This window comes from Campylobacter canadensis (assembly GCF_013177655.1).
Lineage (GTDB): Bacteria > Campylobacterota > Campylobacteria > Campylobacterales > Campylobacteraceae > Campylobacter_E > Campylobacter_E canadensis.
In genome coordinates this window covers 869,631-890,835 of the sequence record NZ_CP035946.1, presented here as the reverse complement: position 1 = coordinate 890,835, position 21,205 = coordinate 869,631, and the positions used below count along the sequence as shown (strand labels likewise).

The window sequence follows — 21,205 nt, the reverse complement described above, 5'->3', positions numbered from 1 at the left end:
TAAAATGTAGCAAAAATGCAAATTTTATTTAGTGCTATAAATTATTTTTTTTGTTTGTTAAAAAAATCATTTAATCCATCATTTAATGCTTTATTGTTGCTATCTTCTCTTGCCATTATTCTATTTCTTTGTTGTTCTTCTAAAGCTAAAATTTTTTTATTATATTTTTTTTGCTCTCTTGCTGCTAGGAAGGTGCCAACACCTCCAATTAGCCCACCAACTGCACCAACTGCACCAATAGCATTAGAAAATGCTTTTGAGCCAAAAAAACCACTGTTAGCATTAGCTTGATTGCTTAAATTGTTATTCTTAAGATTAGCTTGATTGCTTAAATTATTTATACCAAATAAAGAATTATTATTATCCCCGATTGGAGAATATCCAAGACTATCATAAAAATTATCAAATTGATAATTATTAGTTGTTTTTGGCATTTTTGAGCCAAAAAATTTTTTTGTAAAATCAGTGTAGGTATCGTTCATAATATTTTAACTCCTTTTCTTTTAATGTAAGTGATTTTTCTATAGGCACTGTTAATTCGCCATAGTCTTTTATAGCTTCCATAAATGCAGATAACATTTTTTTGTTTTTTCTATGTTCGTTTATTCTGCTTTTTATGAATTGGTCTTTATTGTCTTCTATTCTATGAAATTTATCCACTAAAAGATTGTACTCATTTGCTATATTTAAATACATATCTTGATTGGAAATTTTTTTTACACTAGCAACTCCAAAAACATTGTCAATTTTTAAGGTTTTTTCAAAAAAATCATCATAAACATTTAAAGACTTATAAGATAGATAAGGCTTTAAATCTTCATAATTCTTAGCTTTTTCTTCACTTTCATTTAATATTACAAACCACGGATTTTTAGTGTTTAAGTAATCATACCCACTATTACCGATGCTATACATATTATAATTCTCGCCGCCGGCAAACCATTCGTACAAAGAAAAATTAAGTGCTTGATTTAAAAATAAATCATTTGCCGCTTTTTTTTCTTGTTCTAATTGCAAATAATAGTTTTCTAACTCTCTTAAACTATTATTTAAATTCTCTTTTAATTCTTTATAATCTCTATAAGATTTATATCCAAGATAACCTGAATATAAAGCATTTAATGCGTTGTATGCACTTACAATATTAGAAGAAAAACCTAACGCGCCTATGTAAGCACCTGCACCAAAACCTGCAACCATTCCTGCGACAATGCCAAGAGCAATATAAGCTTCATCTCTGTATTCTCTTGCATTTTTTACAATGCCAGAATCAGCTAAAAACCCAGTAACTATATTTACTGCGGGTTTTGCTATTATATTCCCAGAGCCAAATTTCATATCAGCATAAGTAATAGCAGAGGCAATCATCCACCATTGCCCTGTATAAGCAGCAGCAATAAAAATAACTGCGGTAGAGCCTACTTCTAAAATATCTCTACCCAATCCTTTTAAATTTCCATCTAAGACGTCTGAGACGACTTTTTCGGCATAGAAATTTATGTAATTACTTAAACCTACACCAACATCTCCAATTCCGCTAATAATTTTACCGACATCGCCGCCTATTTTTTTACCTACCCATCTAAAAGCTTTACCCGCCCACTTAAGTGGTGCAGTAAAAGTTTTTGTAACAGCATGGGTAACTTCTTTAACTGCTTTTTTTATTGACCTAAAAACAGAACCAAAACCCACTGTAAAAACCTTTTACGATATAACATTTAACTTATATTCTTTTACGATATTTGTTGTAAATTCTACTTTTACAACATATTCTTTTTTTTCACTAGCAATAAAGCTAGTTGCAAAACCAATAAAGATTAATTTATTATCAATAAATATTTTTGGGGTTAAATCACTATCAGAACTGAATGCTATTATGTTTACTTGTTCATTCAAGCTAGGGTTGTAATTGCTTATTAATACATTGTAGCTATCACTTTTATTAGTTTTTGAAGAATTATTAATATTAACATTTGCTTTTAAAGTTTGCTCAATTATACTATTGAATTTATTCGTATCAAGAGCTATATTTTTGCTTTTATTTAAAATGTCTTGAATACTGTTTAAGATATAAGTGTATAAACTTGCACCGTTTTTACCTTCTAATTTTACCCAATCTTTGCTTAAGGCAATTTGCATAAATTGAATTAATAATTCTCCTACTTTGATTTTTAAATTATCATCAGCAGTTTTATTTAGTGTTTTTATCTTTTCTATTTCACTAAATATTTGAACTTTTAACAGTTCAACCTGTTTAAGTTTGCTCTCAACATCCAAAAGCGTTATTTTTAATTTATTTTTTTCTATATCTTCTTGTAGGTTGGTTAAATCAACCTGCGCTTTTGTGAGTTGTTTTTCTAAGGACAACTTAGAAATTTGCTCTTTCATTAATTCATTTTGATGAAATGTAGCCTCTTTTTTTGCCTTTTCTTCTTCATAAGATATACCCACTCTTAAAGCACTTTCTGCAGTGATACTTAAGGCATTAGACATCATTTGACTTAAGAAGTTCGCAGCAGCTTGTGCTTTTTCTGCTTCGCCTAACTCATCAGCTGCAATTTCTTCTAAGAATGCTTTCTTGCCCAATTCTATGAGCTTACTTTCGCTAATAGCTTTTTCTATAGCCTTAAAGCGTTTTATAAAAATATCAGTTTCATACATTCTTGTACCTCGTTTTTAATAATCTATGTTTATTGTTTAATAAGTTTTTACATTTAATTAATTCGTACTCGTACTTTTGCTTAAAAAGTTCAGCTTGTTCTAAGCTTTTGCCTGTGCTTAGTAGCATTTCTTTAGCTAACATAAGCGTATGATAGTAAAGTGCCTTTTCGCATACTATAGGCACATTTATAAAAGTATCACTTAATAATACTTCTTTAAAATAAGAATAGCTTATCTTAGCTTTGAAATTAAATGTTGAAAAAAACTCATTAGCACTTAAAATAACTGCTTTTTCATTTATTTTTTTATTCGCATAATATTCATACGAATATATATTTATGTTTTCATTATCATTTTTAACTGCTAATAATTTTACTAAATCTGAAGGAAAGGGGTATTGAACCCCTTTAATTAGCTCACATTCAATAGTTTTTATATTTAAATCAAGTTCGCTAACAAGAACTTTCAAAGACATATTTAAATAAAACAATATTTTATCTTCATCATAATTGCTCTCATCTTTAGCAACTAATTGATTCAAAATCAGGCCTATAAAATGTTTTGCTTTTATCATTTTATGAAAACTCTACCATCTGTGTGCTTGGTGCTATCATTTCATAATAAATAATAACTTCGCCTTTAGTAGGTTTGCCTTTGCTAAGCTCTAAATAAAGGTCTTTTATATTATTTGTTTGATACTGATAAAGACCTATTTCTTTAATAGTGTCTTTTGTTGCTAAATCAATATCACATAACACATCCTTATTATCACCATCAACTATTTTAGCCGATGTTGTAGCTTCACTTGCTTGTGTTGTAATCGCTTTTATTGATTTTATAAAATAGTCTTTTGGAAAACATCCTAAATATATTTTGTCATTTACTAATTCTTTTGTTTCAATCTTTTTAATTACTGCTTGTATTTTGCTATAAACTCTCATATTCTTACTCCTTACTTGAAATTATTCCAATAACGCCATAATCTAAATCATTATAAGCATTCATTAAATCATCTTCGTAATTAGTATTTTCAAATCTTGATTTTGCAACTCCGAGTAGCTTTGTAATAGCAACGCCGACTTTTCTGTCGTAATCCTTTCTTTCAATTACGATTTTTGTATCATTACTTGCAGCGTATTGCAATGCACCTGCACCAATTAAAAAACCTATGCAAGTTTCAGTATCTTTGCCTTTATACATAGCATTTGATTTAAACTCTTTTACACCACCTAAAGTTCTAGTTACATAATGCTTAAACTCGCTTTCGCTAAAATCACTTGTAATTATTCCACCATCAACACTTAAGTTCCACTCAGGAAGTTCAACCACCACGCAATTATCAATTACGCCTATGAGTCCTGTAAATAATGGATTTAATTCTCCATCTATATTTTTCTTTTGCAACTCCTTCCATTCAGAGTCGGCTTTTAATTGTTCTGCTTGTGTGCTTGATATAAATAATGCGTATTGTTCTTGCGTTATTTCTATACCTTGCTTAGTAGTGCTTCTAATTGCCAGTGGTGGGATAGCAAATGTTGGCTCTCCATTAAATCTATCTCCGTTTTTCGCCATTTTAATAGCGTGTCTAATTGTAGATACTTTTAATACATCGCCTTTAGTGCATTCTTTACAAGCTTTTTCTACACTTGTACCTTTATTATGCTTTTTAAAACCATTTGTAGCGTCTGCAACGCAAACATTCGTTAAATCGTGGGTCAATGAAGTAATTATATATTTATAAGTTTCACGCCCTAACCATTCAGGTAATTCTTCCGTGCATTCTTTGATAAAATCAATATCTTGTGTCTTTTCATAGGTTAGGTTATTTGATACAAGTCCGTTACCTATCTCAAATGGTCTAATCTCTGTTGTAAAATAATTTCTTTTATCCAAGTTTGTATCAATGTTAGTGTTTCCAAGCACACCCTTGCCACGCAAAGCAGCTCTCATTCTAGCCCTAAAAGGTGATAGGTCTTTAATAGTTTTTAATCTAATAGCCCTATCGTTTCCTGTTCCAGCTAAGGCTAGGAAACGATTTTGTTTTACATATTCACGCTCTATTTCTTTTGCAATTTCAACTGCAACTAATGGCTCGGCTGCCCAATTTTTAATTCTATCTATATTCATTTTTATCTCCTATTCATAAATTCGTTTTCTTCGTTGTCTAGACGACCATCATCGTGTAGGTCGTTTAGCTCTTGAGGTAATTCTTTACCCTTACTTTGTGGCATTAATTCATAGACCCTTATCAGCACATCACTTGGGTCTAATTTGTCTATCTCTCTTAGTTGTTTTGGGCTTAAATCTTCTTGTAGATAATTTATTACTTCATCAGGATTTGCCTTTGGATATTTTGCCAAAAGCTTTTCTTTTGCTTCTTTTACCTTGCTTTCTATTCCTTCATTTTCTAGTTTTGCTTTAAGTTCATTGTGTTTTGTGATTTTAGGCTCTAGTTGTGTTTTTAAATTTTCTAGCTTTGCTTGTTCGTAGCTTTCTAAAAAAGCAGCTAAATCATTAAACATTAGCTGTTGTTGTTCTTCACTAATGCTTGAAGCAAATTTTTTCGCAAAATCTTTATCAATTGCGGTTCTACTTTCTGCAATTTCTTGCTCTAAAGCCATAATCTGCTCTTTAGTGCTAGGTGTATTATTTTCGCCTGTAGCCTTTTCTTGAGTTGCTTCGGCGTTTTGTATTTGTCCTTGCATTTGCTCTCCTTTTTAAAATTTTTAAAAAAGAGTAGCAAAAGATGAATTTTATTTTAGTGCCATAATTTTTTTAATGAATTAGCTAAATAAATATCATTCTTAGCTAATTCATCTAAATAACTCTTTAATAACTCCTCTAAGGCTTTGCTTTGTGAAGTTTTTTTGTTTTTTGCAATATTTTTTATTTTTCTTATTGTGTTTTTTTGTAGATAAAAGACATATCCTTGCTTGCAGTTTTTTTTCATATCTTTTTCCTTTGTAAAATTCAATTGCTAATTCGCATAAAAAAGACGGGCTAACTTTGTAATAATTAGCTGCAATTTTTAATTCATTTAAAAGTTTTGTATCTAAATAAAATCTAGGGCTTCTTAATTTCATTTAGCATCCTTCTAAGCTCATCGCTACTAAGCTCAGCTAAGTTTTCAGAACTTAAAACATTGTTATTATTTATTTGCAACGCAATACTTGGAACATCTTTTCCGTGAATGCTCTTTTTAACACTCTCAGCTATACTCGCAGCAGCTGAGAGTGCATTTATTACTTCTTTTTGTTCCTTTGGGCTAGTTGCGTGTTTATATAACTTCACTGCACTTGCTTTACTCATATACATATATTCAACTAATGTTTTATCTATCATCTTTGAACTCATAGCAGTTAATAATATCTCATCGCTTGTAGTATCAATAATACTTTCATCAAATAAACATTTTTTGTTATTAAATTGTGCTTTTAATTCATTCTTTACATTTTCTTTTGCTGCGTCTATTTGGCTCATTATTGCACCTTGAACCAATTCATTTTTATCTAAATTTACACTTATGCTACCTTGTTGCCAATTTTCACTCTTTATCCAATGATAAAGAGTTTTTTCATTTATATTAAACTCTTTTGCTACATCTTTTACGCTGCATAAATGCGTTTCATAATATGTCCTTGCTTGTATTTTTAACTCTTTTTTACTCATATTCTCCATCCTCCTTTTTTAAACCTAAAGCTTATATTGCTCAAGGTATTTTTTGAATTATTGTTGTCTAGTGGATAAACTCCATCTAAAATTAGCATTTTTGCAATACAGTCAATTACATTATCTGTATTATTTTTCTTAGCTGGGTCAAATGCTAGTAATTCTTTTATAGCTTGTTCTTTGTTTAAACAAGTGTGTTTAAACTTTAAAAAGCCTGTGTTGTATAATGGTGCTAAAGCTTGAATTTGATGATTTTTACTTTCTTTTATAATCGGTTTAAAGCCTTGCACGATATTTGTTAAAATAGCTTTACCATCTCTTCTAAACTCGGTGTTTTTTTTGTTAATGTATTTTAATAATTCTCTGTGAAAGGTTATTCCACCGCCTGCAAGTTCTATAAAAACAGGTGCATTTGGATAGCGTAACATCATAGTAATTGCGTTTTCGCAAAAGTCTTCTAGCTCCCACTTGCCGTGAAGAATATCTTTAACTATTAAAAGCGTTTGATTATCTTCATTTATGCTTATGCCACTTGCCACTATCGCTCTATCATCAGCCGTTTTACTTGTGCTTTCTGCACTATCTATTATAATATAATCATTTTGGCTAGGTATCTCATAATCATTTATAAAAGAGAGCTTTTCTTTTTCAAAAAACCCTACTTCGCTTACATAGGGTTCTTGAAGCATTTGGGTAGAAAATTCTAGCTCTCCCATTTCTGTCTTAATTCGCTCAAGTGTGGCTAAATCGTGCTTTGTAGCAAATAAAGGCTCGTTAGCCTCTCTTTCATAATAAAGCTCATTGTTAAAATAATAATATTCTTTTTTCTCATTTATAGCTTTTAAACATATTTTAGTAAAGCCAGTGTCTTCAAGGCGTCCGACCAAATCATCGGTCGCAAGTCTTTGCATAATAATTATTACAAAGCTTTTGCTATCAAGTAATCTTGAAAGTAGTGAGCCTTTGTAATAATCTTCTACTTTATCCTTAGCAGCTTTGCTAAAGCTTTCAATGGCTTTTAACGGGTCATCAATTATTAGCCCATTGCAATGTATGCCTGTTACAGCACTTCCAACCGTAGTGCTAAACACCCTACCGCCTTTGTCGTTTGAAAAATTATAAATTTCATCATTTATTAGCTTAAAATTAATTCCCAAATTAATATAAGCCTTACTTTTTATAAAATCTCTTGTGGTTTGCGCGTTCTCCTTCGTTAAATCTCCACCATAGGTTGTATATATAAACTTTAGGTGTGGATGATTAATCCACGCATAAGGCATAAAACACTTTACGATTTGTTCTGTTTTTCCATAGCTAGGCGGTTCATTGATAATTAATCTTGTAATATCTCCTTTTAAACAACTTTCCAAATGCTCTGCGATATAGTCATAATGCCAATTATCATTAAAAGTAGCGTTGTAGTATTTTTCAAACTTATATCGCATAAAATCCACTAGATTTTTTTTTGCAAGTTCTCTTTTAATGAGTTCTGCATTTATGATATTATAATTATTATCTAGCATTTAGCCCCGCCTTTTGGTTTATTTTTGATAAATTTTCTTGTAACTCCTTTATTTTTTGAGCTTTTGCAAGATTATTTATTTTATCATCTTTTGATACTTGGCTTATCATATATAAAGCATAGTGTCTTATTTTGTAAGCAACACAATGCATTAAGTTGATATTATCATTTGCATAGATTTTAATGAGATTAATTTCATTTTCATCTAAGGCAATATTTTCAAATATTTTTTTTGCAATATCATAAAAATCTATAAAATTTTTTTCTTCCAAATAAGTTTTTACATATTGTAAATTTTTTTTACTCTCTAGGCATTTAATTAAAATACTTGCCTCTATCTGGCTTTTTTGCTCCATATTAGGAGCGATTATAGGTTGCTCGTTTTTTACACTAAGACTAAAATAACTTATATCTAAATTATAAATTTCGCATATTTTAGTCCTAAAATAGCTTTTTAGGTAATTAGAATTTAGTAAGTTTAAAATACTTACAATATTATTAATAACTTGTATATTATTATTTCCTTCTTTATAATTTAGCATTTCGTTTTCGCATAAAAACAATGCTAATTCTTTTGTTTTTATGCGTTTTAAGCTTTCGCTATCTTTTAAGAGCAATTCTCCTAAATCTTTATAGCCTTTAAAATCAATTACTCCAATTTTGCAAAACTCATTATTTATATAAGTTCTTGCGGCTTTTAAGCTAGTTTGTAATCCAGCATTATCATTATCAAATAAAAAATAAATGTTATTTGTTATTTTGCTTAATTTTTTTATATGAAAATCATTTAATGCAGTGCCTAAGGTCGCAACTACATTTTTATATCCATATTGATGAGCTAGTATTACATCAAAATAGCCCTCTACGATTATTACGCAATTTTGCTTTTTGATATGATAATTATCAAAGCCAAAAAGTAAATTAGACTTATGAAAAATTTCACTCTCGGGCGAATTGATATATTTTATTTTTGGATTTTTTTCAAGGCTTCTACCACCAAAGCCAACTAATTTTTTATTATTAAAAATTGGAATGGTAAGACGCTCATTAAATAAATGTAATTTTAATTCGTCTTCTTTTTTTACGTAACTTATTCCATAACCTAGCCTAAAATTTCTTATAGACTCTTCATTTATGCCCCGTTTTGCTAAATACTCTTTACACTCATCATTAAGTGCGTTTTGATAACTGATTAACGCTTCATCTAAACGCTCTTGTAAGCTAACTCTACGCTCACTTGAGTGTTCATCTTTTTTATCTAATGTTACATTGTAATAATCAGCTATAAAAGTAGCTGCTTCAATAAATTCACATTGTCTAACCTTCATTGTTAGTTTAAAAGCGTCTGCACTTTCTTTGCAGGTAAAACAATAGCCAAACTTTTCATTTAATAAAAAGCTTGGATTTTTATCACTATGAAAGGGGCAAGGTATCCAAAGCCTTGCTCCAATTTTTTCAATCTTGCAGCCTAAAGCATCTGCAATATCTGTTAAATTAACAATATCCTTTAGCTCATTTAATTTCATAAAATCTCCTGAGTAATTTTATTATTTATTATCCTGTTGCCAAATTGACAAGATATGGGATTAAACTCCACGTGGTACTTATCGTGAGTACCACTTTGCTTATTCTTTTGAATGATAATATAGCGTTCTGTTGGCTTTATTATCCCATTTGTTTTTTCTGTTTCTATGCGAATTATTACATTAGCTTCGTGAGCCCCTTTTTTTGTCCCTGATGGAGTTTGCGTGTCTGTTTTATTAGTCTGTACTATTAAAATTATACAAATATCTAGCGAGTGTGCTAGTTTAGCTAAGGTGCTAAATTTTCTGCTTTCTTCTTCTTCTAGGCTTCTGCCTTCTTTGTTCTCTATTCTCATTTGACTATCAATCAAGAAGAATTTAGTCCCAAGACTTGATAAGTCTCTAATTTTATTCGCTACTTCATTCAATCCATAATCATCACTTATTACAGTAAGATTTTGGAAATTTTCCTTTTCATAAAATGGTGTTAGATATCTCATATTATCATCAATATTCATTTTTAGTTTTATATAGTCTCTTGCTAAAAATTCAAAGCAAAAATATGCCGCTTTAATTTTTTGATTAGCGATGTTTTCAATCACTTGTAAAGCAAACATAGACTTGCCTGCTTCAGGCTCACCGCTCACTAAAACAAAGGAACCTGTTTGAAAACCACCCTTTAAAGCATTATCTACTACGGATATACCGCTTTTGTAATGTTTAATATTTATGATTTCCTCTTTCATTTCTTTGTATAACTGTGAAGCGCTTTTGTATATTTGTTTGCGCGGCACTTTAATGCTATTTATAATATCATCATAATTTATTAAATTTCCATTTTTACTAGCATCTAATAACTTCAATGCTAAAGCCTGTTGAGCTTTTAAGCATTCATCAATATTAATCCTCTTAGCAAAATCTAAATAGTTAAAACTTGGCTCCTTACTTACAATGTTTAAGATATGGTTTATCACAAAGTCTTTTTTTTCATTTTCAGCATATAAAATTAGCGTAGCTAAATCTATGCTTTTGCCATCATCTATGATTTTACCAAGTAGGGTAAAAATCTCTTTATTATTGGTGTTTGAAAAAGCTTTTTCATTTATCATTTGTCTAACTTGAATGAAAGCGTGCTGTATTTGTATGCACGCATTTAAAACAACTTCTTCATTATTCATTTTTTATTTTCCTTTCTTAATAGCAAGTCACATTTTGGCTTAGCTCTTAAAGTTAGTTTTATAATTTCTTCTTCATTAAAATAATTGCTTTCTTGTGCTAGTTTAATTATTTTATGAATTAGCAATCTTTGCTCTTTGTATTCATAGCTTATAGTTTGAATTGCTATATTTAAAGCTTGAGTGTAACTAGCACGAGAATTTAATGCTAAAAATAATCTTGCTAGTTCTAAAAAGCTAATTTCATTTTCATTAATAAATTGGCACTTTTTTTTATTAAAAATTTTATTTTGCATAACTGTATAAAACTCGCTATGCAAAATTGCTTTTTTTTGCATTTTCATTTCACAAATGAGTATCGCAAACAATTTTTCTTTTTCACTACTACTCATATTTTGTGTCCTTAAAATCAGTTAAGCATTTTCTCTCAAACTCTAATAGCTCTATTGCAATTTTAATGGTTGCAATGATTTTTTTTGTTAAAATTGTTTTTTCTTTTCCTGCTGGTACTTGCAATAGCTTAGAATTTGTTTTTGCTATTATTTTTAGAGCAGCTTCAAACTTAAAATAAAAAGAGTATTTTTTTAAGTACTCTTTTTTATTGTAGATTATCCATAAATTTACAATTAAGCAGTGTAAATTTACATAATCCTTATTTTTTATTTTTATTTTTGCGTTATTCAACAATTCAATATATAAGGCAATATCTTTAACGCCAATTTCTTTTTTCACTTTCTCTCCTTTTATAAAAATTTTTTGTAAAAAAATACAAAAAATTTTACAAAATATATTTTTGATATAAAGCTTTCATTTGTTCTATATCATTTTGTTTTTTAACTTTTTTATAAAAATCAATTGCCTTGCTCTTATAAGAAACGATTTTTCCAAAATCGTCTATGATTTCATCTTTACTAATAAATGGGAAAACAAAATCTATCCGTAATTTATTATTTTGATATACTCTTACTACTTCTTTATCTCCAAAATCAATATAATCTACATACATCTTTTATCCTTTTTTTAAATAATTATGTAAATTTGTTATTTGACTTTATTTGTTAAAAAGAGAATGGAATTAAAATTTAAGTAATAATTCTAAGTTAGAAAAATCTTCTTTATTTAAAATATATTTAAAATTTCTTGCTTGTTTCTTGTTTTTATATTCAAAATTGCGTTTTGAATGCAATATAAATAATTTTAGCTCTTCTAAATCATTATTTATTAATGATTTTATTAATTCTTTATTTTGACTTTCTTTTTTTAGCTTTTCTTTTATATTAATTATTTCTTCTATTTTTTCTATTTCAGCATTTAAAACTGAAACTGCTTTTAGTAATTGTCTTTTTCTGTCCTTATGCTTTTGCAAGATGTCTTGCTTAGCATAAAAAATTTCTCTTAAAACTTTCATTGTTTTTCCTTTGATTTTAAAATTGTTATTATCTCATCTAGTTTTTTTTCTAGACTATTAATTTTTATATTGATTTGATTTGTTTCATTTTTCAAAAGCGATTTTACGCTATTTATATCGCTTTGAAGTTTTAACATATTCTGTTTTTGTTCAAAATTGTTTATAAAATTCATCTTTTATCCTTTTTTAATTTCTTATTTTTTTAGCCAAAAAACCAATATACTAAAGATAAAATTAAGCACATTATAATAAGCTCTTTTGCACTTGGGTTTAAGTCTTTTTCTTCTTCTTCGTGTTTCATTCTTCACCGTCCCAAACAAAGATAAAAAAAGGTATTTCTTGATTTATTTCTTCTACTGCTCTTAAAATAAATTTATAAGTACTTTCATTTTTTCTTTTTTCCTTCGTTATATATTCTTCTTCGCAAAAGAATTTCAGTTCTTGTTTAGAACTCTCTTTAAAATAAATCGTTGTGTAGTCATAAAATAATATATTAACTAATTCTTTATTTTTAAATTCTTCTACAGTACTTCCTGTTTTTAACAATTTCACTTCGTAGTCTTTTTTTTCATACAAATCTGTTATTTTTCTGCTATAGCTTAATAGCTTTTTTAAATCTTTCTTACTTATTAGCTTGATTTTTTCTTTTTTAAAATCAATATAAGTAGATTTAAAATACTTTAACAATTCTTCAAAGACTTTTTTTTGTTCTTCTTTTGCAAGTTTATAATAGCTTAGTTCTGTATCATTATTACTTAGCAATTCTATGCCTATTAATTCTGCTATTTTTTTATATAGCGGTCTTATTATCAAATGGTTTTCCACCTTATTGATGTACCTAAAAAAAGGGCTTTCAAATCCTGCTTGTTTTAATTTTTGAAATAATCTATTTGCCTCTTTTATTTTTTCATTTACTAACATTTAATATCTCCTTTTCTTTTAAAACAATACTCGCCCCTTCCTCGGCTTTAAGTTGTTTTATAAATTCTTTAAGCTCCATATTATTCTCCTTTTAAACTTCTTCATCCTGACTAAACTCAAACTCAAAATAATTTTGTTTTTTATTTAGCTCGTCTATCTTTTTCAAGACGAACTCATAAATTTCTTTTTTAGTAGTATGGCAGCTATCAAAAAAACCAAGCATTCTACAAAAAAGCGTTGTTGTTTTAGCATCTATTACAAGCTCTAAGTTAAATATTTTACTTTCAATTAAATCTTTTTCTAAGTCTTTCGTTAAGGACTTTAAATAAATTTTTTGTTCTTTTAAAAGCTCTAGCTTAACTTTGTTATTAAGATATAGCTTTTTTAATTCATAAGCTAATTCTAGTGCTTTTTTTATCTCGCTTTTACTAAGCAAGATTATTTTTTTCTTATGCGGTATAAGCTCTGTTTTTGCCCGTTCCAAGACAATGTTAATCACATTTTTTTGTTGCTCTTGCTCTAGACTTAAAAATTTTCTTTTAATAATTTCAAAAACACTTTCATTATCTATATAGCGTCCTAGTTCATTTTTTATTGCATAAGCTAACACTCTATCTTCTATAAAATCAAGTGCTTGAATAAAGCTCTTACCTTCTAAATCAATTAAAAACTTAAATATACCTTCCCTCTCTGTCACAAGACAATCTAATTCATAATTCATCACTCATCCTTAACTAATCAAAAAATATCTATGCTTTTTATTTTTTGTATCATCAAGCATTAACGCTTCTTCGTAAAAAGCATCTTCTACTATTTTTATATCAAACTCGTTTTCTTTTAAAAACACCTTGTAGTTTCCGTGCATATCTTGTAATGCTTTTAATTTTTTTATCAATTCCTCTACTCTCATAATTTTTCCTTTAACTTCATATATACATAAATACATAATATTCCTAAGATGATGGGTAATACTTCGTAAAAAATAGTTTTTTATTAGTTTTATTAATTCTTTCTCTAATATCACTACTAGCTAGTACTTCTGTATATTTTTTATACATAGAAGTTGCTATGTAATAAAGAACTAAAATAATAAATTTTTGCATATTAATCTCCATAGGCATTTTTTAATATCTCTAATTTATTAATCATTTCTTCTACCTTCATAAAAAACCTTTAATTTTTAGACAACACTCTCCCCTTTGTGATTTTTAAAAAACATTAAAACAAAGGGGAGAATTACAAAATAAGCAACCACCGAGCATTCCTCGCTAGTTCAAAACTAATCAATAAGCAGCTAATATTTCTTTAATTTCTGTAGCGATAAACAGTATCGCAAATACAAGCAAAACTAAAAAATCTATCTTATCCTTACGACATCTAAAAGCTGCATAAAAACAACCTAAGCCACTTAATAAATACATAATCATTACATCAATTTTCTAGCTCTCACCAAGCACCTATCAAAAAACAAAAACTCCTAAAATAAAACAAACTATCGCTACAAAAAATATAGCCATTGCTTTTTTTAAATCTTTTTTGTCTTTATTAATCTTTCTTTCATCGCCACTAGCTAAGGCTTCTTTATAGTCTTTATAGGTCAAAATGGCACTAAAAAAACACATTAAAACCATAGCAATATACAAACAAACATCAATATTCATTATTTGCCTTTTTTAATTTAAAAATACAAGGCAAGTTTTTAACTTGCCAACTAATTTTTTTATGAATTTTTTTTATGAAACAAGATAAGCATTTTTGAAGTTTTTTTTAGCTTTTTTTATTTTTTTGTGAGTGATTTTTTTTACTAGCTTTCTTATGAAAGCACCTCTAAATATATACCTTTTTTCAATTCCGAATTTCTAATCCAAATTCTTTAAGAATTTGGATTTAGATTATAAATATACTTGAATAGAATTATTTTTATCATCTGTATATGAAATGAATCCTGATGAATTAGGTGCAAAAGCGTTTGTATCTTGGATTAGTTTTTCTACATTTTCTAAATAAGATGATAAATCAGGTTTAGTTACTTTATCTACTAAATCCTCATAACTTGGTAACTCTTTTTTAGCTGTATTTATAAAATCATCATAGCATAAAGTTTTATCACTAAAAACAAATTTTTCAATCTTATTAAACCCTATTGTAAAATTACCTAATACAGTAACACTATCTTTATTATTGTTATATTTAATGATTAGGTTATCTACATCTTTTTTTAACACAACTTCACTAAAGCTAACATCGTTAAATTTAATAGTATCATATCCTAAAGCATCTTTTATATAATCATTACCATCGCCTCTATTAAAAATATAAGTATCATTTCCAGCACCACCATTTAAATAATCATCTGCTTTACCGCCAATTATAGTATCGTTACCAAATAAGCCATATATTTTATCGCTATATTCGCTTCCTATTAAAGTATCATTGCCCCAAGTAGGAGTTAACACCATTTGTCTTAAATCATCAGCGCTTAAAGTCTTATCTTTTAACACTAAAGCAGATATATCATAATCTTTTTTGAAAAAATCTACCACTTTTATAGATGAACTATCATCAACTACTTTTTTAAACCAACCAGCACTTTTTAGCTTGTTTATTATTAAATCATCATTATCTCTAGTGATTTTTACAAATGATGAGCTAACATCTAGGATTATTTCATCATAAGCATTATCATTTCTAAGATTAATTATAGTGTCATGTCCCCAAACTCCTTTATAAATATATTTATCATTCCCCATACCGCCTTGCAAGATATCATCTCCTGCTCCGCCTATTATAATATCATCACCATCTCCTGCATAAATATCATCATTACCATTACCACCGTTTATGATATCATTTCCTGCTCCACTTCTTATAATATCATCTCCATCTCCACCATCAATAACATCATCTCCGTTATGTGTAATTATGGTGTCGTTTCCATCTAGCATAGTTATCACATAATCTTTATTTGTAAAAAACATTGTAAAGTTATCATCACCATTCGTAGGTGTATAAACTCTATTAATTATTTCATCCTTATTTATACTTGTATTATTAGCGAATTTGATTTCATCAATAGTATTTCTTAAGTCTTCATATGCAAAAAAGTCTTTAACTCTAATACTATTATTATCATCTTTAATTAGCATTAAATCATTATAATTTCTTACATATTTTAAATTATCAGCATTTATACTTGCATCGTTAAATTTAATGATATCTTTATCATTTAGATTTGATTTATAGTTTATGATAATATCATGCCCGAAATCTTTACCATAAACATAAGTATCATTACCATTGCCACCCACTAAAGTATCATCTCCAATTCCACCGATTAAAGTATCATCACCATCAAGTCCATATAAAACATCCTTGCCGTTTAATAAATTTGTCCCTACTAATGTATCATTACCACTTGTTCCTGTTTGAGTTGATAGTGCATTGATAGTATCTTCATCTAAAAGTTTTAAATAATCGCTTAAAGTATTACTATCAATTGTTTTTATAAAACCACCTAGCAATATTACACAATCATTTAAAGAATTTATATCTTTAAAGCTTGTTATAAACTCAGCTAAATCAACAAAAGCTTTTTTAGGATTTATTTCATTAATAGCCTTAAATTTCTCTATACTTTTAGAAAAATCTAATTTAAGCTCGTAAGAGCCATTGTTTTCATAGCTAGTAATACTTATTTCATTATAATATTCTTTTAGTCTTGTTTGAAATAATAATCCTTTATAAACATAAGTTCTTAGACTATTATAAGTATTATTAAAACTATTTTTAAGTTCATTAAATTCGTTTAAACTAGCTATATAAAAATCTTGATTATTGATACCTAAAAATGAATTAATAATTGATATTCTTTGTTTAAGCTCATTAAACTCATTTTTTAAACTTTCGCTAATTGTAAAATTAGCGTATTCTCTAGCTTGTGATGGCGTAAGCCATAAATCCCTTACATTATCAGTGTTATTATTAGGGTTATTGCTATTAAATTCTTTGGTTTTAGATAGGTTGAAATCTTTGTTTAAAGCTTTGTTAGTATTAGCCCAAGCATAGATTAGTTTATCAAGCTTGTTTAATTGCTCTTCTTTGCTATGTGCTGATGAATAATCTTTAAGTATTGCTTTTAATTCTTCATCTAAACAAGCAGCATCTCTTAAATCTCTTAATACTCCATAGCCTTTAAGATTTGCTAGATTTAAATCATCTTCTGAATATTCTATCTTATCTTTAAATACCCTTTCTATACTACTAACGCTAAAATTAATATCAGCTAATAAACTTTCTTTATTATCCTTAATAAAACTAGCTGTTTGAGTGATGGTATTATCATTATCAAGCTTTTGATTTGTATCTTTATAATTTAGATTTATACTAGTTATGTTTAAATCTTTTAATGTTTTTAGCTCATTTGTTTGTGTTATACCATCTTCGTTTAAGTCTTGCCAAATTTTAAGATTGTTAAACTCTTTATCGTTTATATCAATTACTCCATCTTCATTGCTATCTAAAAGTTTTAAAGCCTCAAAGCCGTTTATAGCAAATTTAGCTTGAGTGTGATTTAAGGTTTGATTATTATTAGTATCTAAAGTTTTAAAATCACTACTTGGAATTTCGGTAAAATTTCCAAATAATTCATTGCCATCATCTATTAGATTATTATTGTTTTTATCTAATACTAATAATCCATCATCTTTACTAATCCAAGATGATTTATAGGCTATATTATCATTGTTATGGTCAAAGAATGCTTTAGAATTATTAAGAGTTATTGTATCTATTCTGCCGTTGTTGTTTAGGTCTAGGACTAGTGGGTCGTAGAGTTTAGTATTTGTTTGAGAATGAGAATGAATTTCTATTTTTGTTTTAGCATCATTTAGATTATTTATAAAATGAAACTCATTCTTATTTGTATCTAAATCAATTTTAATATCTTTTGATTTTTCATTTATTATATTTTGTAATTCTTGAAATGCCATAATACCCTTACCGGTAGGGGTTATTATAAATTTATTTGTTTTAATTGCTAATTTTTCAATTACACTTTTATATTTTTCAATTCCTCCAATAAAACCAGCGGCTAAAGAACCAATAAAATAGGTTGGTCTTTCTTTAACGCTATTTAAAAACATACTACCTACTTCTGTCAATAAAATTTCCCTGCATCCACATTCATTATAAACTAAAATTTCATAAATCGTTGATAATGTTTTTTTAGCTAAATTATATTCCAATTGAGCTTTTTCTTGTTGCTCTTTACCTGCCAATCCTGAAATATTGCCAATAAACATGCCAAATTGAAATGGAGCTTTAATAAGTATATTAACAAAAACCTTCAGCAAAATCATTTATCATGTTATTTTTCATATCTATTCCTTTGTATTATATTTTTTATACGTATTCTTATCTGTTTAACTAAATTTAATTCAGGTTTTACTTCTTTTTTTTCTTTTATTAAGATATATTTTCCAGTAATAAATCTAATAATTAATTCTTCAATAAAATCAATAATAATAAACAAAACAATAAAAACAAAAATAATAAACAACACTTGAATTGTTGTGTTACTACTTATTTTATTAGCATAATAAAATCCAGCACCAAAACAAAGAATAAAATATAATATACCAGTAATATCACTAAAAATACCACTAAAAAATCTTTCTCTTAATTGATAATTGGCACCGCAGCTTTCACATTTTAATGTATATATATCAAATTCTTCATTAAAAATATAAGAATTTAATTTTGAAATTTTACTACTGCAAATCTCACATTTTTTGTAAAAAACCATCTAATACTCCTTAAATTAATAGTATAACTAATACTAAAATAATAATCAAAAATTTATAAAATTTAAAAATAATTATTAATATATATTATTTTTTGTAATAAATAATATTAAAAATATTTTAGAAGTTGAATTATTGTTTAAGCAGATTTAAGTTGTATTGGTTTTAGTTTAGTTAAGCTTTCTTTAGTTTGAGTTATAATATTATCATTATCAAGCTTTTGATTTGTATCTTTATAATTTAGATTTATTTCGGTAAAATTTCCAAATAATTCATTGCCATTATCTATTAGATTATTATTGTTTTTATCTAATACTAATAATCCATCATCTTTACTAATCCAAGATGATTTATAAGCTATATTATCATTGTTATGGTCAAAGAATGCTTTAGAATTATTAAGAGTTATTGTATCTATTCTGCCGTTATTGTTTAAATCAAGCACTAGCGGGTCGTAGGTTAATGGCTTTGCATACATATTATGTAAATTTGAAATAATTTTCATTTTATATAAATAAACCATAAAATCAACATAAAAATTATGCATTAAATAATTTGTTGTTTTATTTGATAAATGTGATAAATTATTATTAATTTCATCTTGTGAATATCCTTTTTCTTTTAAGCCATTTTCAATTTCTGCTAAAGTTTTTAAAGTATCAATAACATCAACTATACTATGGCTAATTCCAGGAATTTCTATTAATTCTCCAATTCTTTCATAATCCCATAAATTAGCTATAGGACTAATCACATCATTTGCTCTAATTGCTAGAAAATTATCTCTATTTGGTTGATTTTTTAATATATTTCCTAGCCAAATAGCCATATTTTTATCATCTATAGGTATATCCTCATATGTAAAATTTGAATTAAGTTCTGCAGTAGTTTTTCTAATGACAGCAACATCATCTTTTAAAAAATACATTTCAACAATATCCTTACTACCATCTGTTGTAGAGCTTATCATTGGCAAGGATAATTTGTTAGCACTTGGTGAATTATAACTTATGACTTGTTTTATATTTAAACCATTATTTGCTTTACCTACTAACTCTGCTAATGTTCCACCAAGCGAATGACCTGTAATAACAATAGGTGCATCTTTAACTATAGGCTTTACTTCTTTTTCTATGAAATTAACAATATACATAAATTGTCCCATAGGAACTTGTCCGGTTAGTATTCTACCATCGGCTTTAATTGCATCATCAAAAAATTCTTTACCAAATTCTGTTCCCCTAATAGATAAAACATATTCTCCACTTTTACCATCTTTAAACAACATAGCTTGAGCGCCACTAATATTGTGACTAGTATCAGCAGCAATTATTTCATAATTGTTATTCACAAAAACACAACTACTTTTATTATCACAAGTTTCTGTATTGATCTCAATTTTACCATTCGTTATTTTTGTATCACCATAAACAGCATCTGAAACCTTTGCATATTTTAACAATTCATTATAACTTGTTTTCATTTTAATTCTCCTTTTAATTTATTTAAATAATTTTTATAAACATCATTAGAGCAACTACCTCTATTATTATCGTAATTACCTAATTTAAGATAATAATTATCAACAAATATCCTAGCAAAAGAATTAGAAATTCTATCAAAATCAGGATGTTCTGGGATTTTTAGTCCTCTAAAAGACATATATGATTTTGCGTAACTACAATCCACAAAATAACCATAAATATCATAATTTATTAGCTTATCTTTACTAAGTCTAGTTGGTAATTTTGAAGCTTCTTCTTCAAAACTTTTTTCAAATTTTTTATAATCTTCATATAATTGCACTTCTTTATCAACTATTAAATTTACACTTTTAAAAAACTTTCCATCTATCGTATAGTTTTGCTTTTTAATTGTGCTTAATAATAAGGTATTTGGTTTTTTAAGTTCTGTTACTTCGTGTCTTGGAGTTTGCTGTAAATTAAAATGACTTATTAATAATATTCCGTGAAAAGCAATCATTAAAAATGAGAAAAAATAAAAGATACCTTTAATAAATTTTTGATTTTGTTTCATTATTAACTTATAAAACCACCAAATTAATAATGAAAATACAACAGGTAGTATTAGTTGTAAAATTGTAAATCCCGCACCGATACCTTGATTAATAAGTCCAGCTCTTATAACCAAATATAAAAATAAAATATATAAAGCTATTATAAATCTAGGATATAGCTTTAATCCTATAAAAAATGTAAGGGTAAAAACAATAGGATAAGTAATAAAACTTGCATATGGTATAGGAATTAAAATACTAATAATTCCACCAGCTAAATCGTGTAAATTATCTAAAAAATATGCTAGATATATTAAAAACTCGTTCATATCCTACCTTTAAAAATAAAATTAATTATACCAAACAAAGAATAAAAATTTATAAAATTTAAAAATAATTATTAATATATGTTACTTTTTATAATAAATAATATTAAAAATGTTTTTAATTTAATTTAAAAAATTCTTTTAAAAAAATAAATAATATTTATTAAACTATTTATGATTTT

At 27.3% G+C, this 21,205-nt stretch carries 27 protein-coding genes; all 27 read right to left on the bottom strand.

What is annotated here, in order from left to right; translation table 11 throughout:
• Positions 1-41: 41 nt before the first annotated feature.
• Positions 42-482: a hypothetical protein gene (locus CCANL266_RS04215; protein WP_172231824.1), complete on the bottom strand. Its 441-nt coding sequence runs from the start codon at positions 480-482 to the stop codon at positions 42-44.
• Positions 463-1,692 carry a hypothetical protein gene (locus CCANL266_RS04210; RefSeq protein ID WP_172231821.1) on the bottom strand — a complete coding sequence of 410 codons (1,230 nt, stop codon included), beginning with the start codon at positions 1,690-1,692 and terminating at the stop codon, positions 463-465. Before CCANL266_RS04210 ends, CCANL266_RS04215 begins: the two co-directional genes overlap by 20 nt.
• Positions 1,693-1,704: 12 nt before the next feature.
• On the bottom strand, positions 1,705-2,661 hold the full coding sequence (locus tag CCANL266_RS04205; RefSeq protein WP_172231818.1) for a hypothetical protein: 957 nt from the start codon (positions 2,659-2,661) through the stop codon (positions 1,705-1,707).
• Positions 2,654-3,235: a hypothetical protein gene (locus CCANL266_RS04200; RefSeq protein WP_172231815.1), complete on the bottom strand. Its 582-nt coding sequence runs from the start codon at positions 3,233-3,235 to the stop codon at positions 2,654-2,656. Before CCANL266_RS04200 ends, CCANL266_RS04205 begins: the two co-directional genes overlap by 8 nt.
• Before the next feature lies 1 nt (position 3,236).
• Complete coding sequence (locus tag CCANL266_RS04195; protein ID WP_172231812.1) at positions 3,237-3,602, bottom strand: hypothetical protein; 366 nt, start codon at positions 3,600-3,602, stop codon at positions 3,237-3,239.
• Between the two features lie 4 nt (positions 3,603-3,606).
• The gene (locus tag CCANL266_RS04190) at positions 3,607-4,788 is read right to left on the bottom strand and encodes a phage capsid family protein (protein ID WP_172231809.1); all 1,182 of its coding nucleotides are present in this window, start codon (positions 4,786-4,788) and stop codon (positions 3,607-3,609) included.
• A 2-nt stretch (positions 4,789-4,790) separates the two neighbouring features.
• Entirely contained in the window at positions 4,791-5,366 is a 576-nt protein-coding gene (locus tag CCANL266_RS04185; protein ID WP_172231806.1) for a hypothetical protein, read from the bottom strand.
• 108 nt (positions 5,367-5,474) lie between these two features.
• Entirely contained in the window at positions 5,475-5,744 is a 270-nt protein-coding gene (locus tag CCANL266_RS04180) for a hypothetical protein (RefSeq protein WP_172231803.1), read from the bottom strand.
• On the bottom strand, positions 5,725-6,330 hold the full coding sequence (locus tag CCANL266_RS04175) for a helix-turn-helix domain-containing protein (RefSeq protein WP_172231800.1): 606 nt from the start codon (positions 6,328-6,330) through the stop codon (positions 5,725-5,727). The genes CCANL266_RS04180 and CCANL266_RS04175 overlap by 20 nt, the downstream gene beginning before the upstream one ends.
• The gene (locus CCANL266_RS04170; protein ID WP_172231797.1) at positions 6,327-7,853 is read right to left on the bottom strand and encodes a hypothetical protein; all 1,527 of its coding nucleotides are present in this window, start codon (positions 7,851-7,853) and stop codon (positions 6,327-6,329) included. Before CCANL266_RS04170 ends, CCANL266_RS04175 begins: the two co-directional genes overlap by 4 nt.
• On the bottom strand, positions 7,843-9,378 hold the full coding sequence (locus CCANL266_RS04165; protein WP_172231794.1) for a toprim domain-containing protein: 1,536 nt from the start codon (positions 9,376-9,378) through the stop codon (positions 7,843-7,845). The genes CCANL266_RS04170 and CCANL266_RS04165 overlap by 11 nt, the downstream gene beginning before the upstream one ends.
• On the bottom strand, positions 9,375-10,553 hold the full coding sequence (locus tag CCANL266_RS04160) for a DnaB-like helicase C-terminal domain-containing protein (RefSeq protein ID WP_172231791.1): 1,179 nt from the start codon (positions 10,551-10,553) through the stop codon (positions 9,375-9,377). Before CCANL266_RS04160 ends, CCANL266_RS04165 begins: the two co-directional genes overlap by 4 nt.
• Positions 10,550-10,942 (bottom strand): hypothetical protein, encoded by a 393-nt coding sequence (locus CCANL266_RS04155; RefSeq protein ID WP_172231788.1) that lies wholly within the window; start codon positions 10,940-10,942, stop codon positions 10,550-10,552. The genes CCANL266_RS04160 and CCANL266_RS04155 overlap by 4 nt, the downstream gene beginning before the upstream one ends.
• Positions 10,935-11,282, bottom strand: a complete 348-nt coding sequence (locus CCANL266_RS04150) for a hypothetical protein (RefSeq protein WP_172231785.1) — start codon at positions 11,280-11,282, stop codon at positions 10,935-10,937. The genes CCANL266_RS04155 and CCANL266_RS04150 overlap by 8 nt, the downstream gene beginning before the upstream one ends.
• A 46-nt stretch (positions 11,283-11,328) precedes the next feature.
• On the bottom strand, positions 11,329-11,556 hold the full coding sequence (locus CCANL266_RS04145; RefSeq protein WP_172231782.1) for a hypothetical protein: 228 nt from the start codon (positions 11,554-11,556) through the stop codon (positions 11,329-11,331).
• Positions 11,557-11,625: 69 nt separating this feature from the next.
• Entirely contained in the window at positions 11,626-11,958 is a 333-nt protein-coding gene (locus CCANL266_RS04140) for a hypothetical protein (protein ID WP_172231779.1), read from the bottom strand.
• Positions 11,955-12,131 carry a hypothetical protein gene (locus CCANL266_RS04135; protein WP_172231776.1) on the bottom strand — a complete coding sequence of 59 codons (177 nt, stop codon included), beginning with the start codon at positions 12,129-12,131 and terminating at the stop codon, positions 11,955-11,957. The genes CCANL266_RS04140 and CCANL266_RS04135 overlap by 4 nt, the downstream gene beginning before the upstream one ends.
• 124 nt (positions 12,132-12,255) lie before the next feature.
• Complete coding sequence (locus CCANL266_RS04130; protein WP_172231773.1) at positions 12,256-12,879, bottom strand: hypothetical protein; 624 nt, start codon at positions 12,877-12,879, stop codon at positions 12,256-12,258.
• Positions 12,880-12,970: 91 nt separating this feature from the next.
• Positions 12,971-13,600 carry a hypothetical protein gene (locus tag CCANL266_RS04125; RefSeq protein WP_172231770.1) on the bottom strand — a complete coding sequence of 210 codons (630 nt, stop codon included), beginning with the start codon at positions 13,598-13,600 and terminating at the stop codon, positions 12,971-12,973.
• 9 nt (positions 13,601-13,609) lie between these two features.
• Entirely contained in the window at positions 13,610-13,789 is a 180-nt protein-coding gene (locus tag CCANL266_RS04120) for a hypothetical protein (RefSeq protein WP_172231767.1), read from the bottom strand.
• Positions 13,790-13,832: 43 nt separating this feature from the next.
• Positions 13,833-13,982 carry a hypothetical protein gene (locus tag CCANL266_RS04115; RefSeq protein WP_172231764.1) on the bottom strand — a complete coding sequence of 50 codons (150 nt, stop codon included), beginning with the start codon at positions 13,980-13,982 and terminating at the stop codon, positions 13,833-13,835.
• A 180-nt stretch (positions 13,983-14,162) separates the two neighbouring features.
• Positions 14,163-14,306: a hypothetical protein gene (locus CCANL266_RS04110; RefSeq protein ID WP_172231761.1), complete on the bottom strand. Its 144-nt coding sequence runs from the start codon at positions 14,304-14,306 to the stop codon at positions 14,163-14,165.
• Between the two features lie 33 nt (positions 14,307-14,339).
• On the bottom strand, positions 14,340-14,540 hold the full coding sequence (locus CCANL266_RS04105; protein WP_172231758.1) for a hypothetical protein: 201 nt from the start codon (positions 14,538-14,540) through the stop codon (positions 14,340-14,342).
• Positions 14,541-14,771: 231 nt separating this feature from the next.
• On the bottom strand, positions 14,772-18,236 hold the full coding sequence (locus CCANL266_RS04100) for a calcium-binding protein (protein ID WP_216657303.1): 3,465 nt from the start codon (positions 18,234-18,236) through the stop codon (positions 14,772-14,774).
• 8 nt (positions 18,237-18,244) lie between these two features.
• A complete protein-coding gene (locus CCANL266_RS04095; RefSeq protein WP_172231752.1) occupies positions 18,245-18,682 on the bottom strand; it encodes a hypothetical protein in 438 nt (145 codons plus the stop codon).
• A 137-nt stretch (positions 18,683-18,819) separates the two neighbouring features.
• Complete coding sequence (locus CCANL266_RS04090) at positions 18,820-20,163, bottom strand: lipase family protein (protein WP_172231749.1); 1,344 nt, start codon at positions 20,161-20,163, stop codon at positions 18,820-18,822.
• Positions 20,160-21,026, bottom strand: a complete 867-nt coding sequence (locus tag CCANL266_RS04085; protein WP_172231746.1) for a hypothetical protein — start codon at positions 21,024-21,026, stop codon at positions 20,160-20,162. The genes CCANL266_RS04090 and CCANL266_RS04085 overlap by 4 nt, the downstream gene beginning before the upstream one ends.
• Positions 21,027-21,205 lie beyond the last annotated feature (179 nt).

Bases quoted from the DNA above. Each gene is read 5' to 3' on its own strand.
- CCANL266_RS04185 (WP_172231806.1), bottom strand. From the start codon at position 5,366: ATGCAAGGACAAATACAAAACGCCGAAGCAACTCAAGAAAAGGCTACA.
- CCANL266_RS04090 (WP_172231749.1), bottom strand. From the start codon at position 20,163: ATGAAAACAAGTTATAATGAATTGTTAAAATATGCAAAGGTTTCAGAT.
- CCANL266_RS04205 (WP_172231818.1), bottom strand. From the start codon at position 2,661: ATGTATGAAACTGATATTTTTATAAAACGCTTTAAGGCTATAGAAAAA.
- CCANL266_RS04160 (WP_172231791.1), bottom strand. From the start codon at position 10,553: ATGAATAATGAAGAAGTTGTTTTAAATGCGTGCATACAAATACAGCAC.
- CCANL266_RS04215 (WP_172231824.1), bottom strand. From the start codon at position 482: ATGAACGATACCTACACTGATTTTACAAAAAAATTTTTTGGCTCAAAA.
- CCANL266_RS04200 (WP_172231815.1), bottom strand. From the start codon at position 3,235: ATGATAAAAGCAAAACATTTTATAGGCCTGATTTTGAATCAATTAGTT.
- CCANL266_RS04135 (WP_172231776.1), bottom strand. From the start codon at position 12,131: ATGAATTTTATAAACAATTTTGAACAAAAACAGAATATGTTAAAACTT.
- CCANL266_RS04095 (WP_172231752.1), bottom strand. From the start codon at position 18,682: ATGGTTTTTTACAAAAAATGTGAGATTTGCAGTAGTAAAATTTCAAAA.
- CCANL266_RS04085 (WP_172231746.1), bottom strand. From the start codon at position 21,026: ATGAACGAGTTTTTAATATATCTAGCATATTTTTTAGATAATTTACAC.
- CCANL266_RS04155 (WP_172231788.1), bottom strand. From the start codon at position 10,942: ATGAGTAGTAGTGAAAAAGAAAAATTGTTTGCGATACTCATTTGTGAA.
- CCANL266_RS04190 (WP_172231809.1), bottom strand. From the start codon at position 4,788: ATGAATATAGATAGAATTAAAAATTGGGCAGCCGAGCCATTAGTTGCA.
- CCANL266_RS04170 (WP_172231797.1), bottom strand. From the start codon at position 7,853: ATGCTAGATAATAATTATAATATCATAAATGCAGAACTCATTAAAAGA.
- CCANL266_RS04140 (WP_172231779.1), bottom strand. From the start codon at position 11,958: ATGAAAGTTTTAAGAGAAATTTTTTATGCTAAGCAAGACATCTTGCAA.
- CCANL266_RS04165 (WP_172231794.1), bottom strand. From the start codon at position 9,378: ATGAAATTAAATGAGCTAAAGGATATTGTTAATTTAACAGATATTGCA.
- CCANL266_RS04105 (WP_172231758.1), bottom strand. From the start codon at position 14,540: ATGAATATTGATGTTTGTTTGTATATTGCTATGGTTTTAATGTGTTTT.
- CCANL266_RS04110 (WP_172231761.1), bottom strand. From the start codon at position 14,306: ATGATTATGTATTTATTAAGTGGCTTAGGTTGTTTTTATGCAGCTTTT.
- CCANL266_RS04125 (WP_172231770.1), bottom strand. From the start codon at position 13,600: ATGAATTATGAATTAGATTGTCTTGTGACAGAGAGGGAAGGTATATTT.
- CCANL266_RS04145 (WP_172231782.1), bottom strand. From the start codon at position 11,556: ATGTATGTAGATTATATTGATTTTGGAGATAAAGAAGTAGTAAGAGTA.
- CCANL266_RS04120 (WP_172231767.1), bottom strand. From the start codon at position 13,789: ATGAGAGTAGAGGAATTGATAAAAAAATTAAAAGCATTACAAGATATG.
- CCANL266_RS04130 (WP_172231773.1), bottom strand. From the start codon at position 12,879: ATGTTAGTAAATGAAAAAATAAAAGAGGCAAATAGATTATTTCAAAAA.
- CCANL266_RS04115 (WP_172231764.1), bottom strand. From the start codon at position 13,982: ATGCAAAAATTTATTATTTTAGTTCTTTATTACATAGCAACTTCTATG.
- CCANL266_RS04175 (WP_172231800.1), bottom strand. From the start codon at position 6,330: ATGAGTAAAAAAGAGTTAAAAATACAAGCAAGGACATATTATGAAACG.
- CCANL266_RS04180 (WP_172231803.1), bottom strand. From the start codon at position 5,744: ATGAAATTAAGAAGCCCTAGATTTTATTTAGATACAAAACTTTTAAAT.
- CCANL266_RS04195 (WP_172231812.1), bottom strand. From the start codon at position 3,602: ATGAGAGTTTATAGCAAAATACAAGCAGTAATTAAAAAGATTGAAACA.
- CCANL266_RS04100 (WP_216657303.1), bottom strand. From the start codon at position 18,236: ATGATTTTGCTGAAGGTTTTTGTTAATATACTTATTAAAGCTCCATTT.